Origin of the sequence: Collinsella sp. OM06-18AC (assembly GCF_003438785.1) — a bacterium.
In the GTDB taxonomy this organism is placed as follows: Bacteria; Actinomycetota; Coriobacteriia; order Coriobacteriales; family Coriobacteriaceae; genus Collinsella.
In genome coordinates this window covers 137106-153650 of the sequence record NZ_QSTX01000005.1, presented here as the reverse complement: position 1 = coordinate 153650, position 16545 = coordinate 137106, and the positions used below count along the sequence as shown (strand labels likewise).

Annotated in this window: 10 protein-coding genes; 5 read left to right on the top strand and 5 right to left on the bottom strand. The window is 61.3% G+C overall.

All coding sequences use genetic code 11. The annotated features are described in order from the left end of the window. Positions 1 to 3 precede the first annotated feature (3 nt). The 4 genes from glgD (at position 4) to DXB86_RS04835 (ending at position 7357) form a co-directional block, all read left to right on the top strand. Positions 4 to 1131 (top strand): glucose-1-phosphate adenylyltransferase subunit GlgD, encoded by a 1128-nt coding sequence (glgD, locus tag DXB86_RS04850; protein WP_117736345.1) that lies wholly within the window; start codon positions 4 to 6, stop codon positions 1129 to 1131. 90 nt (positions 1132 to 1221) lie between these two features. Continuing rightward, entirely contained in the window at positions 1222 to 3519 is a 2298-nt protein-coding gene (glgA, locus tag DXB86_RS04845) for a glycogen synthase GlgA (protein ID WP_199410988.1), read from the top strand. A gap of 216 nt (positions 3520 to 3735) precedes the next feature. Further along, a complete protein-coding gene (locus DXB86_RS04840; RefSeq protein WP_117736344.1) occupies positions 3736 to 7032 on the top strand; it encodes a 4-alpha-glucanotransferase in 3297 nt (1098 codons plus the stop codon). Between the two features lie 88 nt (positions 7033 to 7120). After that, positions 7121 to 7357, top strand: coding sequence for an FmdB family zinc ribbon protein (locus tag DXB86_RS04835; RefSeq protein ID WP_117736343.1), 237 nt, complete (start codon positions 7121 to 7123; stop codon positions 7355 to 7357). Between the two features lie 141 nt (positions 7358 to 7498). Here the strand turns inward: DXB86_RS04835 and DXB86_RS04830 are convergent, their stop codons facing one another. The 5 genes from DXB86_RS04830 to gltX form a co-directional block, all read right to left on the bottom strand. Continuing rightward, on the bottom strand, positions 7499 to 8899 hold the full coding sequence (locus DXB86_RS04830) for an RsmB/NOP family class I SAM-dependent RNA methyltransferase (protein WP_117736342.1): 1401 nt from the start codon (positions 8897 to 8899) through the stop codon (positions 7499 to 7501). Further along, positions 8896 to 9816 carry a methionyl-tRNA formyltransferase gene (gene fmt / locus DXB86_RS04825; RefSeq protein ID WP_117736341.1) on the bottom strand — a complete coding sequence of 307 codons (921 nt, stop codon included), beginning with the start codon at positions 9814 to 9816 and terminating at the stop codon, positions 8896 to 8898. Before fmt ends, DXB86_RS04830 begins: the two co-directional genes overlap by 4 nt. 207 nt (positions 9817 to 10023) lie before the next feature. Then, entirely contained in the window at positions 10024 to 10560 is a 537-nt protein-coding gene (gene def, locus DXB86_RS04820; protein ID WP_117736340.1) for a peptide deformylase, read from the bottom strand. Between the two features lie 18 nt (positions 10561 to 10578). Next, positions 10579 to 13032, bottom strand: a complete 2454-nt coding sequence (gene priA, locus DXB86_RS04815; protein WP_117736339.1) for a primosomal protein N' — start codon at positions 13030 to 13032, stop codon at positions 10579 to 10581. A gap of 210 nt (positions 13033 to 13242) precedes the next feature. Further along, a complete protein-coding gene (gltX, locus tag DXB86_RS04810; RefSeq protein ID WP_117736338.1) occupies positions 13243 to 14718 on the bottom strand; it encodes a glutamate--tRNA ligase in 1476 nt (491 codons plus the stop codon). 283 nt (positions 14719 to 15001) lie between these two features. Between gltX and metK the strand changes: the two genes are divergently transcribed. Then, positions 15002 to 16282, top strand: coding sequence for a methionine adenosyltransferase (gene metK / locus DXB86_RS04805; protein WP_117736337.1), 1281 nt, complete (start codon positions 15002 to 15004; stop codon positions 16280 to 16282). Positions 16283 to 16545 lie beyond the last annotated feature (263 nt).

Below are 16545 nucleotides of genomic sequence, written 5' to 3'. Positions count from 1 at the left end.
CCGATGATCAATCGCAAGGCCATCGGTTATATCACCGCTAACTACTCTTCGACCTACGGCAGCGTGCTGCTCAAGGACCGCCCCATCGCGTCTGTTCCGTTTTTGGGCCGCTACCGCCTGATCGACTTTCCGCTGTCCAACATGATGAATGCCGGCATTAAGACCGTCGGCGTCGTCATGCCGGGCAACTACCGCTCGCTGATCGACCACGTGGGCTCGGGCAAGGACTGGGGCCTGGATCGCAAGAAGGGCGGCCTGTTCATGGTGCCCGGCAACGCGTATGGCACCACCAAGGGCGGCATGCGCTTCCTGCTGCGCGACATCATCTCCAACAAGACGCTGTTCCAGCGCTCGGACAAGCCCTATGTTGTGATGATGGGCACCAACATCATCTTTAACATGGACCTCAACACCATCATCGACGCGCACGAGAACTCCGGCGCCCAGATGACCGTGGTGTACTGCAAGGCCACGCGCAATGTCGATGACGAGACCAAGCTCGAGATTAACGAGAACGGCCGCCTGACGGGCGTGAGCGCCGGCGTCGTATACGGCGACAACGCCTCTATGGACTGCTGCATCGTCAACCGCGAGACGCTGCTCGAGATTATCGACCACTACCAGGCCGCAGACTATCTGGACCTGCTCGAGGCGCTCCAGGGCGACTTTGGCAACATCGACGTGTGCAGCTACGAGTACAAGGGCGAGGTCGTGGGCGTGTTTAGCGAGAAGTCGCTGTATCGCCGCAGCATGGACCTGCTCGACCAGACCGTCGCCGACCAGCTCTTTGACCCCGAGCGCCCGATTCTGACCAAGGCCCACGACGTGCCGCCTTCGCGCTATGCGACCGGCAGCCACGCGTGCAACTCGATCATCTCGGCCGGCTGCATCATCAAGGGCACCGTGCGCAACTCAATCCTGTCACGCGGCGTCGTGGTCGAGGAGGGAGCTTCGGTGACCAACTCGATCATCAACCAGAGCTGCATCATCAAGAGCGGCGCACGCGTTGAGAACGCCATCCTGGACAAGAACAACGTGGTCCCCACCAACACCGAGCTTCGCGGCACGCCCGAGAACATCCTGGTGCTGGGCAAGGCTCCGTTAACTTCCGACACCACCATCGTACGTTAACGTTGGCACCGCAACATCGCTCGTAACATGTAGAATAGCCGCCCGGTTAGCGCCAGGCGGCTATTCTCGAATTGCAACATGGGAGACAATATGGCAGATTCCAGCAAAAAGATGCAGATCGTGTTTGCCTCGGCCGAGTGCGCACCGTTTGTAAAGACCGGTGGCCTGGGCGACGTGGCGGGCTCGCTGCCCGCGGCGCTTGTGCGCGCCGGCGCCGAGGTCATCGTCATGGTGCCCAAGTACGCCACCATCAAGGACGAGTACAAGGCGCAGATGGAGCACTTCTCCGACTTTTACGTGAGCCTGGGCTGGCGCAACGAGTACTGCGGACTCGAGAAGCTCGAGCACGACGGCGTCACCTATATGTTCATCGACAACGAACGCTACTTTGCGCGCGACTATCCGTACGGCTTCTTTGACGACGGCGAGCGCTTTGCGTTCTTCTCCAAGGCCATCACCGAGAGCCTGCAGCACCTGCCCACCGGCTTTGAGTGCGACATCCTGCACTGCAATGACTGGCAGACGGCACTGGCGCCCGTGTTTTTGCGCGAGTTCTACCAGGGCCTGCCGCTGTATGACCGTGTCAAGACCGTGTTCTCGATCCATAACGTGGCGTTCCAGGGCCAGTTTAGCGACACCGTGATGGAGGACATCCTGGGCGTGGCGCATATTCCGGCGGCCGCCTCGCAGCTGCGTTGCGACGCCTGCAGCATCAACTATATGCTGGGCGCCCTGCGCTATGCCGACGCCATCACCACGGTGAGCCCCACCTATGCCAACGAGATCCAGACACCCGAGTTTGGCGAGGGCCTGGACGGCGTGCTGCGCGAGCGCTCCTATGCGCTGCAGGGCATCCTCAACGGCATTGACGTGGCGGGCTTTGACCCGGCGACCGACAAGCGCATTGCCGCCAACTACACCGTGGAGGACCGTTCTGGTAAGGCCGTGTGCAAGGCCAAGCTGCAGGAAGAGCTGGGGCTCGAGGTTCGCGACGACCGCCCGCTCATGGTGATGGTCACGCGCCTGACGCGCCAAAAGGGCATGGACCTGGTCATGTACGCGCTCGACCGCATTCTGGCCGGCGGCGTGCAGGTGGCGGTGCTGGGCACCGGCGACCGCGACTACGAGGACGGCCTGCGCTACTTCCAGGACAAGTACCCCGGCACCATGGCCGCGCGCATCGAGTTCGATCCGGCGCTGTCGCAGCGCATGTATGCTGCCGCCGACATGTTCCTGATGCCGTCGAAGTTTGAGCCCTGCGGCCTGTCGCAGATCATCGCCATGCGCTACGGCACCCTGCCCATCGTGCGCGAGACCGGTGGTCTGAAGGACACCGTGATCCCGTATAACGAGTTTACCGGCGAGGGCACGGGATTCTCGTTTAGTAACTTTAACGGCGACGAGATGGGCGACGCCGTGTTCCGCGCGGCACGCCTGTTCTGGGACAACCGCGATGCCTGGAACCAACTGGTCACGCAGGCCATGAGCCAGGACTTTAGCTGGACACGCTCGGCCGACAAGTATCTGGACCTGTACTTCTTTATGCATCCGGAGATTGAGAGGCCGGCGGCTGTTGTCGACGAGCCTGAGGCTGTTGCTGAACCGGTGGCCGCCGAGGAGCCCAAGGCCGAGGAGAAGCCTGTTGAGGCTGAGCCCGCAAAGGCCAATCCTGAGGTGAAGGTCGAGGCTACTCCCGAGCCCGAGCCTGAGGTGAAGCCCGCTGCGAAGCCTGCGGCCAAGAAGACCACGACTCGTAAGACGACGGCCAAGAAGGCCACAGCTGCCAAGGCGACGGCAACCAAGACCACCGCTGTCAAGACAACGACCTCGCGCAAGCGCACCACCGCAGCTGCCAAGAAGGCCGCCGAAGCCGAGGCTGCTCCCGAGGTAAAGGCCGACGCCGTCGAGGCTAAGGCTGCGGCAAAGGCACCGGCAAAGACCGCTGCCAAGAAGACAACCACGACCGCCAAGAAGACTACAGCTACGAAGGCGACGGCTACCAAGGCCGCCGCGACCAAGGCAGCCGCAAAGCCGGCAGCCAAGGTCGAGGAGACGCCTGCAGAGTCCAAGGCGGAGGCAACCGTCGAGGCCAAGCCCGCTGCCAAGACCACCACGCGAAAGCGCACGACGACGGCCAAGAAGACCACGGCAAAGGCTGCCGCTCCTAAGGCAGAGGCTATGCCCGCCGCCGTCAAAGAGGAGACCAAGCCCGAAGCAAAGCCCAAGCCGGCACCGAAGGCCGCTAAGGTCAAGACCGCTCCGAAGGCTACGCCAAAGGTCGAACCCGCCAAGAAGGCCCCGGTCTCCCCCGTCGCCGCGACCGAGGAAAAGGCTCCGACCAAGAAGACCTCCGTCCGCAAGGCAACGGCCACCCGTAAGCGCCGCTAGCATACAGACGATTCAAAACCTCATCAAACCCTAAGCAAGGGGCGCTCCAACCGGGCGCCCCTTCTCTGTAGATAGTGGTAAAACGATTTTCTAGGACAACCGTTCGCCGATGGTAAACGGATGTTGTTTATACAGCCTGTGTACAAAAGATATACTTACAACTTGTGCGTAAAGCCATGGCCCGCAGGCCGTGATTCTATTGAACTGGACCGTATTATGAGATTGATACACAACAGCCGTCTTCCGCAGTTTCGCACTCCGTTTGGCGCTGTGGCCACTGGAACTACTCTTTCGCTCTCCGTGATTCTGGAGGATGCCGACCCCAACCAGGCAACGCTTACGCTGCGCACCTGGGTCGATGAGATCGGTGAGTCTCGGTATCCCATGACGCACGAGGGCGACGGCATTTATACCGTAGAGCTTGAGTGCACCGAGTCCTGTCTTATCTGGTACAGCTTTATCTGCAATATCGAGGGCCAGCCCGAGGTCCGCTTGGGCGCACCGCAGGGTCGCACCGGTGGCGAGGGCGTAACTTACGACTACGCCGAGGTGCCGTCCTTCCAGATTACCGTCTATAAGCACCGCGAAGTGCGTCCCGAGTGGTACGAGCGTGGCATGGTCTACCAGATCTTCCCCGATCGCTACGCCCGAGATGAAAACTGGCGCGAGCGCACGCTGGCCGAGGTCGAAAAACCACGCAACGGAATCCAGCGCCGCATGGTCGAGGACTGGAACGAGCCGCCCGTGTACGAGCGCGCCGAAGACGGCTCCATCAAAACCTGGGACTTCTACGGCGGGTCGCTCAAGGGCATCCAGGAAGACCTGCCTCGCATCGCCGAGCTGGGCTTTACAGCCATCTACCTCAACCCCATTTTTGAAGCCGCGAGCAACCACCGCTACGACACGGCCGACTACACCAAGATCGACCCGATCCTGGGCACCGAGCAGGACTTTACCGAGCTGTGCCAGGCGGCAGAGAAGCTGGGCATCTCCATCATTCTGGACGGCGTCTTTAACCATACGGGTGACGACTCGATCTATTTCAACCGCTACGGCAACTACCCCGGCGTGGGCGCGTGGCAGAGCGAGGATTCGCCATGGCGCGATGCGTTTTATTTCCACGAGGATGGCTCATACGACTGCTGGTGGGGCGTGGGCAACATGCCCGCCATCAATGAGAGCTCTGAGCTGGTACGCGAGCGGCTCCTGGGCAAGGACGGCGTGATCCGTAAATGGCTACGTGCCGGCGCTCATGGCTGGCGCCTCGATGTGGCCGACGAGCTTTCCGATGACTTCCTGGCCGAGATCAAAAAGGCCGTGCTCGCCGAGAAGCCTGATGCACTGTTGCTCGGCGAAGTCTGGGAAGACGCCTCCAACAAGATCAGCTACGGCCATCTGCGCCGCTATCTGCAAGGCTCCGAGCTGGACTCTGCTATGGATTACCCCTTCCGCGACATGGTCATCGGCTTTTTGATGGGCTACAAGAACGCCTACCAGGCAGCCGAGGATATCGAAACCCTGCGCGAGAACTATCCCCGTGAGGCCCTGTCCTGCGCACTTAATCTGCTTTCGAGCCACGACCGTCCGCGCATTATCTCGGTGCTCGGCGGCGGCCCCGACGAGTCGCAGCTGCCCGAGTGCGAGCGCAGCAAATGGCGTCTGGACGAGAACTCGATGGGCCTGGCCAAGAGCCGTTTTTGGCTCGCAACGCTCATGCAGATGACGTTCCCGGGCGTGCCTTCGATTTACTATGGCGATGAGTACGGCCTGGAGGGGCTAACCGATCCGGGCAACCGCCGCACCCTGCCGACCAAGGACCAACTGCACGACTTCGACACGCTGGCTATTGTCAAAAACGCCTCCGCCGTACGCCGCGCACTACCGTTTATGATCGACGGCGAGATCAAGGCTTTCGCGCTCAACGACGAGGTGCTGGCATACAACCGCACGGGCAAGGATGGCGAGTCCGCGACGGTTATCATTAATCGTAGTCTGCGCAATTCGCACCGCGTGACGATTCCGGCGCTCGACGAGTGCGCGAGTGATGTGATCAGCGGTCACGAGTGCGAGATCCACAACGGCACGGTCACGCTCGATTTGTATCCGCTGGGCTCGTCGATCATCTATCATCATGCCGAGCAGCGCCTGCAGGAGCCGCTCGATCACGGCGCAGGCGTTGTGTGCCATATCACCTCGGTACCGACCGATGACGGCAAGCCCGGCACGATCGGCGCACCCACGCGTCGCTTTATCGACCATCTGTCCGCTATGGGCATGCGCTACTGGCAGGTCCTGCCCGTCAACCCGACGGATTTCTTCCGCTCCCCCTATGCCGGGCCCTCGGCTTTTGCTGGCAATATCGACCTGCTGCCCGAGAGTCACAAGGAGCTAGCCGCCGACTTTGAGACCTGGAAGGCCCGTGGCGGCGAGGATGCCGATCCGCTGTACACCGCGTTTAAACATCGCAATGCCGATTGGCTCGAGAAGTACTGCGTCTACATGGCCGTCAAAAAGTACTTTGAGGGCGAATCGCGCCACGATTGGCCGGCAGATGTTGCGCGCTACAACGAGCATCTGATCGACGACAAGCGCTTCCACGACGAGGCCGAGCTTCAGGCGTACATGCAGTACCGCTTTGACCTGGCTTGGTGCGAGCTCATGAACTATGCACACAAGAAGGGCATCGAGGTCATCGGCGATATTCCTATGTACGTGTCCGACGATTCGGCAGATGCGTGGAGCGAACCCGAGAACTTCTGGCTGTCCGATACCGGTAAGGCAATCGAGATCTCCGGTGCGCCGCCTGATAACTTTGCGCCCGAGGGCCAGGTGTGGGGCAACCCAACGTTCCGCTGGGACCACATGAAGCAGAACGGCTATAGCTGGTGGATGGATCGCCTACGTCGTGCGTTTTCGCTCTACGACCGCGTGCGCCTGGATCACTTCCTGGGCTTCCACAGCTACTTTAGCATTCCCGCGGGTAAGGCCTGCGCCGACGGGCGTTGGCTGGCGGGACCGGGCAAGGACCTGTTCCAGACCGCCTATGACGAGCTGGGGCCGCTCAACTTTATCGCGGAGGACCTGGGCTATCTGACGCCCGGCGTTCGCGCCATGGCTTCGACTTGCGGCTTCCCCGGTATGGACGTACTGGAGTTTAGCGATTACGACGTTCGTTGCGGCGTGCACCCTACGCCCGGCAAGATCCTGTACACATCGACTCACGACACGTCGACGCTCGCCGGTTGGTGCACGCGCTCCTTTGCGGGCGGCGACGAGCCGAGCGGTGTTGAGGTGGCAGCCAAGCTGATGAGCGACGCGCTGACAAGCGACGCTCCCCTGGTGATGATGCCGCTGCAGGACGTGCTGGGGCTTGGCGACGACACGCGCATGAACGTACCGGGCGTGGCCACGGGCAACTGGACCTGGCAGGCTGACGAGGCCGACGTTGCGGCCGCTGAGGGCAAAACCGCACAGCTCCTGCGCAACACGCATAGATTCTGGGGCGAAGCGTGATAAAACCCCCGATATAGGGTACAGTTACAGACGTTTGAATTTTTGCGGGCAGAGTAATCTGCCCGCTTTGTGCTGAAAAGGAAGTATTATGGCGCGCTACGATTACAAGTGCTCGAGCTGCGGCAACGTGTTTGAGGTTGAGCATCCCATGTCCGAGACCCCCGAGGTCGTGTGCCCCAACTGCGGCGCTCCGGCCGCCAAGACGTTCTCGGCCAGCGGCATCAAGTTTGAGGGCAGCGGCTTCTACAACACCGACCAGCGCAGCGGTAGCTCAAGCACCAGCGCCACGAGTGGCTGCTGCGCCAACTGCCCGCACAGCCACTAGAAACCGATCAGCCCCGCGACCAACACCAATCGCGGGGCTGATTCTTTAGCTGCCCAGGTTTCCTTATGAGTTGCGGTGAAATAAGGACTGTTTGGCGGGCGGAAGCCGCTATTCAATCCCTATTTCACCGCAACTTAGTAGCTACTTGTGGACCAGGCGGGCGCAGAAGTGGCCGTCGTAGGAGTCGGCGTTTACCGGCACGCTTTGGAAGAGGCCTCGATCGTTCTGACGAACGGATACGAGCTTCTTGGCCTGATCGAACTCGGGGAGTTGCAGAATCTGCGCCTCGGAAAGCGGTGCCACGTTAAAGCCGGCACCCTCGGGAGAGCTCAGGAAAGCGTCCACCACCTGCGTGTTCTCCTCGTCGAAGACCGAGCATGTCGCATAGATGAGCTCGCCGCCGGCAGTCACGCGCTCAGCAGCCTCTTTGAGCATCGTCAACTGCAGCTTGGGCAGCTCAACCGTCACATCTTTTTCGGTCAGGCGCCACGGGATCTCGGGATGACGGCGCATGGTACCGGTGCCCGAGCACGGCGCATCGATAAAGACCGTGTCGAACTTAACCGGCTCGCCAAGCATGGCATCAAACGATGTGAGCACCTCATCAAGCTCGCAAGCATCACCCGAAACCGTGCGAACGCCCTGAATACCGGCCTTATGCAGACGAGCGAGATTCAGATCGCACTTGCGATCATGCAGATCGAGCGCCGTATGCTGACGCTCATAGCCCGCACGCTTGGCCTGGCACATCATCACATAGGTCTTGGTGCCACGGCCGGCACCAATCTCAAGGCAGCTACCAGGGCGAGTGGCAGCTGTGGCGATAAGCTGCGCGTTGAGATCGGATGCCACCGCGGCAGCACGCTCAAACACACCCGAAGCAACGGTAACCTGGGCATCAACCGGGGCATGGCAGCCCGGGAACACGGGTGCCACAAGCTGCGATAGGTACGGATCAGGTTTGGTTGCAAAGGCGTTCTCGTGCAAAGCGAGCGGCGCGGGCGCCAGATTGCCGGCGAAGCCGAGCGCACCCTCTGGAGTGTCAAACGACGCCATAATGCGAGCGCATAGCCAGCGCGGAAGTCCCATCAGGCGCGACAGACGAACCAAGCGTCGCTCGGACTCATCCACGTCGGATGCCGTGGCAAAGTCCTCAACGTTGTCCGCAACCTTGTGCAGCACAGCGTTTGCCAGGCCCGCAGCAGACTTAGCACCACTGCGCACCAGCTCAACACCCTGGCTCACGGCAACGCGGCCCGGCGTATGCAGGTAGAGCATCTCGAAGGCCGAGATACGAAGCGCCATGCGAACGCGCGGCGCAACCTTTTTGGGTTTATCGAGAAACTGATCGAGCAGCTCGTCCAAAATACCCTGCGTGGCGGCCACGCCCAGCGCCAAGCGGGCGGCAAAAGCGGAATCGCGCTGGTCAATAGCCTTGGCCGAAGCGCGAGAGGACAGCACGTCGCGCGCATACATGCCGCGGCGATCGGCCTCCATCAGTACATCGAGCGCAAGCTTGCGCGCGGGAGACAGCTTGCTCATGACAAAACACCCCACGAAAGATCGGCACCCTGCAGGCCAGCAGCCCAAGCAGAAGCGGCCATAGCACGCTTGCCATCAGGCTTAACCTCGAGCAACTCAACCGAGCCATCGGAAAGGCCAAGGTAAACACGCTTAGCCTGAACGAGAACCTGACCCTCGCCAAGCGACACATCAGCCGGCGCAGCATCGAGCACGCGCACGGTCTTGCCGGCAACCACGCAACGAGCAGGCGCGGTATCGGAAGAGGCCAGCACATGACGCGCGCAATCGAGCGCCGCCATGTGCGGATCCAAGCGCATCTCCTGCTTAGAAATCTTGGCAGCATGGGTAACGAGCGCCTCATCCTGTTCGATCCACACGGCGGTGCCATCGGCAAGAGAAGGAAGCGTATCGGCAAGCAGTTTGCCGCCGAGCTCAGCGAGCTCCATAGTCAGCGCCTCGGCATGCTTACCGGCAACCGAGGTCGAGGCCTGCGCACAATAGGCGCCGGTATCCACGCCATGCCCAATGCGCATAATAGAAACGCCAGCAATCTCATCACCAGCAAGAATGGCACGCTGAATAGGAGCAGCCCCACGCCAACGAGGCAGCAAGGACGCATGAACATTCACAATACCAAGCGGCGCCATATGCAGCACCTCATCAGGCAAAATACAGCCATAAGCAGCCACACAGAAAATATCAGCCTGGGCAGCCTGGAGCACCTCAACAACCTCAGGCGTCATACGATTAGCCTCAACAACCGGTAACCCCAGCTCAAGCGCCTTAGCCTTAACAGGAGACGGCTCAAGCTTCTTACCACGCCCACGAACAGCATCAGGACGAGTAACAACAAGCGCAATCTCATTCCCAGCCTCAACAAGCGAAGTCAAAGAAGGCACAGCAAAATCAGGCGTACCCATAAACACAATACGCATAAAGAACGTCTCCTCTCAACCAAAGCCGAGACGGCTACAAAGAACAGCGGAAAGCCAAGTCACCAGCCCATCCGCAATAACATTTCAACAAGAACAAATATACCCAAAACCAAAGAAAGAGCCGCAATAAAAGCAGCTCTTTCAGCAAAGCACCTATCAGCGAAGACGCCCATCCCTGGCCCGACGGCACCCCGGGGACGGACAAACCTACTCCGTCTCGCCCGGTCGAGCGCCGCGGGCCAGGGCGTCCTGGTACTCCTTGACTGCCTTGATCCTCTGCATCGGCTTCAGTCGCTCGAACATGGTGTTGCCGTGCAGGTGATCGATCTCGTGCTGCAGGCACACGCAGAACAGATCGCCCGAGGCCTCATAGCGAATCAGGTTGGCGTCCAGGTCATACGCCTCGACGACGACATGGTCGGGACGCTCGATCTCACAGCTAATGCCAGGAATGGATAGGCAGCCCTCGCTATACGGAACGAGATGGTCGTTTTGCTCGACAATCACGGGATTGATGAGCACGTACGGGTCGTAGTCGTTCTTGTCGCTGTAGTCGCAGTCGATGGTAACGAGCTGAATGAGCTCGCCGATCTGCGGAGCAGCCAGGCCGCAACCGCCGTTATCGAACATCATTTTCTTCATCTTCTCGGCAAGCGCCTCGATCGCCGGGGTGATCTCCTCGATGACGGCGCACTCCTGGCGCAGACGAGGGTCGGGCGACAGTACGATTCCGTTGGCTTCCATGGCCATCCTTTCGGTTTGTTACATCAAATCATAGGCATCGACGTCAACGCTCACGCTCACGCCGCGCACAGAGCCCACCTCTTTGAGGCAGGCGTCGATATCATCAGAGACATGGTACCCCACGGGCGACTTCACAAGCAGATGGAAGCGGTAACGGTCCTTGGCTCTCTCGATTACACACGAAGCCGGGCCCAGCACCTGCGGAACGGCGTTCCCCGCCCGCAAAAAGTCGGGCGCGACGGCATGCCAGCGGCGCTTGAGCAGCTTTGCGATGCGCCCAATGTAGTCCTGCGCATCATCCGCGTTCGCCGACCAAACCAAAATGTTGACCAGGCGCACAAACGGCGGATACAGCGCGTCGCGACGCTGGTCCAGGTCGTAGTCGGTAAAGATTGAACGATCGTGCTCGGCAACGGCACGAATGACCGGGTCCTCGGGCAGATAGGTCTGGATGATGACCTCGCCGGGACGATCGCCGCGTCCGGCACGGCCCGCGACCTGCTCCAGCAAATCGTAGGCGCGCTCCCCTGCGCGGAAGTCCGGCAGCTTGAGGGCGAAGTCGGCATTGACCACGCCCACGAGCGTGACTTCGGGAAAATCGAGACCTTTAGCGATCATCTGGGTACCCAGCAACACGGCGCAATCCGCCGCATCGAACTGCTCGAGCAGCTTTTTGTGCGCATCCTTGCCGCGCGTGGAATCGGCATCCATGCGAATAATGGCGACGTCCTCGGGAAGCATCTGGCGCAGTGCGTCCTCGATCTGCTGCGTGCCCAGCCCCATTTTTGCCAGGTAGCGACTGCCACATTTGGGGCAACGACTCGTGGGCGCGGGATACGGCTGCACGCGCCAGGAGGATCCGCATGTGTGACATTGCAGCGTGTGCGTGCGCTCGTGATACGTAAGCGCTGTGGAGCAGTGGTTGCAGGTGGGAACGCAGCCGCACTCGCGGCACATCAGGAATGGCGCAAAGCCACGACGGTTATGCAGCAACACGGCCTTCTCGCGGCGCTCGACCACACGCTCCAATCCCTCCATCAAGGGTTTTGAGAACATGGAGCGGCTGCCGTGCGAGAACTCGCGACGCAGGTCGGCAATGCGGACCGTAGGCAGCACGGCGTGTCCGGGGCGCTCGGGCATCTCGACGCGCGTCCAAGTGGTGCCGTTATACGTTCCATGGCGGCAGTGGTCGAGGGCCTCGGCAGAAGGCGTGGCCGACCCCAGCACGAGCGGGCAGCGATAGCGGCGCGCCATCTCGGCTGCCACCTCGCGCGCATGGTAGCGCGGACTGGAGCCCTGCTTGTAACTAGTCTCGTGCTCCTCGTCGATGATGATGAGGCCCAAGTCGCTGAGCGGGCAAAAGAGCGCCGAGCGGGCGCCGACCACCACGCGGGCCGCACCGCTGGCGACCATATCCCACTGGTCGAGACGCTCGCCAGCAGAAAGACGCGAATGGAAAACGGCCACCGTCTCGCCAAAGCGCGAGCGGAAGCGGCCGACGGTCTGGGCCGTCAGCGAGATCTCGGGCACCAGCACGCAGGCAGAGCGACCGGCTGCGAGCACGCGCTCGATGGCGGAGAGGTAAACCTCGGTTTTGCCGGAGCCGGTGACGCCGTCGACCAACACCACGTCGCCATGAGCGTCCAGACGGGCGCGCTCAATCTGCGCGAGTGTCTGTTGCTGGCCGTTGGTAAGGGAGACCGGCGCCTTGCCGCTTGCCGAGGACAGCGTGGTCTGCTCGCTGCAGCCACGCCAGGCGCGGCGCTCCTCCACCACCACGACGCCGCGCTTTTCGAGCGCTTTGATGGTCGCCGACATGCTGTTATAGAGAAGATTAAGGTCGCGAGTCGTAACCGGGCCGCACTGCAGCGCCTCGATGAGCTGGCGCTGACGGACCGCGGTCTTGGGCGGCGTATAGTCAAAGCCTTCGGGCGTAAGCATCACCCAACGATTTTGGATAGGCTTGACGGCGGGCCGTTCAACAGTCCACGCATCGTCGTCGCCCTTGACCACACGCGGGCTGCCGCCCGGGGGCAAAAACAGGCGCAGGCACTCGGAAAGCGTCGCGACATACTCGCGGCTCATCCAGCGTGCGATGCGGGCAGCCTCGGCGGTAAAGAGCGGTTTGCTGAGGATGGCCTCGATGGGTTTAATGCGCGCGGGGTCGAGGGCGTTGTTGCCCTGCAGGTCGCCCAGCTCAGGGGCAATGTCGACGACATAGCCCGCGGCGGCACGGTTACCAAAGTGAACCAGGACCGTGGATCCGATCTGGACCTCGTTGGCAAGGGACTCGGGGATGCCGTAAGCAAACGGTTCCGACAGCGCACGGGTGGGGATGTCGAGGACCACGCTCGCGTAGGCGGCAGGGGGCTCGGGCGCAGGCTTAGACTGAGCCGAGGCAGCGGCAGGCTTGGGCTTCACCGGAGCTTCCTCCGGTTCCGGCGAACCAAACAGCGACAGTTGTTGAGCCATACGCCACCTCTAACGAACGGACCTGAAAGGGGTGGGACAAAATAATCAGTAGAGTTTGTCCCATGGCCGATACGAGTGTCGAGCTCGTTGCGTCACTCGAACATGGGACAAACACTACTGATTATTTTGTCCCAGCAACCCACTCATCGGTACAGAAACAAGAGCCCCGCTCGGGGGAACGGGGCTCGGATACATGCGTTTACGCGTCTACTATAGCGCCATCGTGCGGGCGCGGTCGATGCGTGCCAGGCAGTCGTCGCGGCCGACAAGCGCCATGGTCTCGCCCAGCGGGGGGCTCACCATGTTGCCGCAGACGGCGACGCGCACGGCCTGGAACACCACGCGCTTCTTAAGGTCCATCTGCTCGGGCAGCGGCTCAAGCGCGGCGTCGATGGCCTCGGCAGTCCACTTGTCCACGCCCTCGAGCGCGGCCTTGGCGGCATCCAGAATGACGCCCATGCCTTCCTTAGCCAGGCCCTTGTTAACGGATTTCTCGTCATACTCGAGCGTCTCGGCCGTAGCGAAGATGGGAGCGGCGACGGTCACGGCGTCGGCCGGCATCTTGGTGCGCGGCTTGACGATTGCGGCAAGCGCGTCGATCCAGTCCTCGCCGTACTCGACGTTGCCCTCGATGAGACCCGCCTCGTGCAGCTCGGGGACCATGATCTCGTCGGCAAACTGGGCATCGGACATGCCGTTGATGTACTCGGCGTTGACCCAGTCGAGTTTCTTGGGGTCGAAGGTCGCCGGGTTCTTGGAGATGCGGTCGAGCGAGAACTTGCTGGCCAGGACATCGCGCGGGATGATTGTGGTCTCGCCGTCGAGCGACCAGCCGAGCAGCGCCAGGTAGTTGACGAAGGCGTCGGACAGGTAACCGGCGTCGCGGTACTCCTCCACCGAGGTGGCGCCATGGCGCTTGGAGAGCTTCTTGCCGTCGGCGCCCAGGATCATGGAGATGTGGGCGAACGTGGGCACGGGGGCGCCGAGGGCCTCGTAGACCATGACCTGACGCGGGGTGTTGGACAGGTGGTCGTCGCCGCGGATGACATGGGTGATCTTCATCATGGCGTCGTCGACGACGGTCGCGAAGTTGTACGTGGGCGTGCCATCGGAGCGGAAGATGACAAAGTCGTCGAGCTCCTTGGCGTCGAAGGTCACCTCGCCGTGGACGGCATCGTGAATGACGACGTCGCCGCGGTCCTCGGGCACCTTTATGCGTAGGACATAGGACTCGCCGGCCTCGATGCGACGGCGGGCCTCCTCGGGATCAAGATCGCGGCAACGGCGCTGATAGCCCTGGAAGGGGTCCTTACGCTCCTGCGCGGCCTTGCGGTCGGCGTCGAGCTGCTCCTTGGTGCAGAAGCAGGGATAGGCCTTGCCCTCGTCCCAAAGCTTCTGGGCGGCCTGCTTGTACAGGTCCAGGCGCTCGGTCTGGGCATAGGGGCCATAGTCGCCGCCCACCTCGGGACCCTCGTCCCAATCCAAGCCCAGCCAACGCATGGCGCGCAGGATGATCTGCGTGTTCTCGTCGGTGGAACGGGTGGGATCGGTGTCGTCGATGCGCAGGATGAACGTGCCGCCGTTAGCGCGGGCGAAAGCCCAGTTATAGATAGCGGTGCGGGCGCCGCCGATGTGCAGCTTGCCCGTCGGTGAGGGTGCAAAGCGGACGCGAACGTCTGATGCCATGGAAATCTCCTCGATTGCAGGATGGATGTCTAACCGCACCAGTATAAAGCATCAAAGCAACCTCCGCACAAAGGGCACCGACCCAGTCATTGGGGACAGACTTAAATGATCAGTCTTTGGGCAACCTGTCGGCGCCTAGGTAAGGCTGATCATTTAAGTCTGTCCCCAATGAGTAGGTGCGGAAAGGGTGTGAATGTTTGATTTACGCGCTATGATGTGCCCTTGCATAGAGAGCCCGGCGGAATGGTAACGGTCGCCGGGACACGTTTTTGAAAGGACAATCATGTCAGAAGAACTTCGTTCCATCCCGCCCCAACACGGGTCCTTTGTTTTTACGTCGGAGTCGGTGACCGAAGGTCATCCCGATAAGATCGCTGACCAGATCAGCGACGCCGTCCTCGACGCAATCCTCGCCAAAGAAATAGAGCTCCAGGAGCAGGGCTACATCGCCCCCAACGGCGTGCCTGCCAACGTTGAGAACGTCCGTTGCGCCTGCGAGACCCTCGTGACCACCGGCACTGTCATCGTCGCCGGCGAGATTCGCACCCAGGCCTACGTCGACGTACAGGAAATCGCCCGCGGTGTTATCCGCCGCATTGGCTACAACCGTGCCAAGTTCGGTTTTGACTGCGATACCTGCGGCGTTATGAGCCTCATCCACGAGCAGTCGCCCGATATCGCCCAGGGCGTCGACGAGTCCTTCGAGACCCAGACCGGCGCCACCACCGACCCGATCGACCTGATCGGCGCCGGCGACCAGGGCATGATGTTTGGCTATGCCTCCAACGAGACCAAGACCCTCATGCCCATGCCGCACTACCTGGCGAGCCGCCTGGCCGAGCGCCTGGCCGCCGTGCGCCACGACGGTACCCTGCCCTACCTGCGCCCCGACGGCAAGACCCAGGTCACGGTGCGCTACGAGGACAGCAAGCCCGTCGAGGTCACGACCATCGTCATCTCCACGCAGCACGCCGCCGAAATTGAGGACATGGGCAAGATCAAGAACGACCTCATCGAGCACGTCATCGCCCCCGTCATGGCTGCCGAGAACATGCCGTGGGACAACGCCGACATCTATGTGAACCCCACCGGTCGCTTTGTCGTGGGCGGCCCCATGGGCGACACGGGCCTCACCGGCCGTAAGATCATCGTCGACACCTATGGCGGCTACGGCCGTCACGGCGGCGGTGCCTTTAGCGGCAAGGACTGCACCAAGGTCGACCGCTCCGCCGCATACGCCGCGCGCTGGGTCGCCAAGAACGTGGTGGCCGCGGGCCTGGCCGACCGCTGCGAGGTCGAGCTGGCCTACGCTATCGGCGTGTCCAAGCCGCTGTCTATCATGGTCGACACCTTCGGAACCGCGCATGTTGCCGAGGACAAGATCGTCGAAGCCGTCGAGAAAACCTTCGACCTGCGCCCGGGCGCGATCATCCGCGATCTGGACCTGCGTCGACCGATCTACGAGAAGACGGCAGCCTACGGCCACTTCGGCCGCGAAGACGCCGACTTCACCTGGGAGAAGACCGACCGAGTCGAAGAACTCAAAGCAGCCTGCGGCCTGTAAGCTAACGAGAAAAGCCACAGCCAAATAACAACGCACCAAAAGAAGTACCGCCCCCAAGCGGTACTTCTTTTTTTAAACGGTGGTGAAGATGTTTCGATATGCAAGGTAAGACACGTCCCTAGCTAATGAATTTTGCCATCTAGCAACTCCAACCATGTATCCTTAGTCCCGAGGGGCGGGGCATAAGGTCGATCGCGAGTTCCGCACGAGCCGGAGAGCACTTAATGTGCTCTCCGTGCGAGCAGGATTGTCCGAGCAGGCGA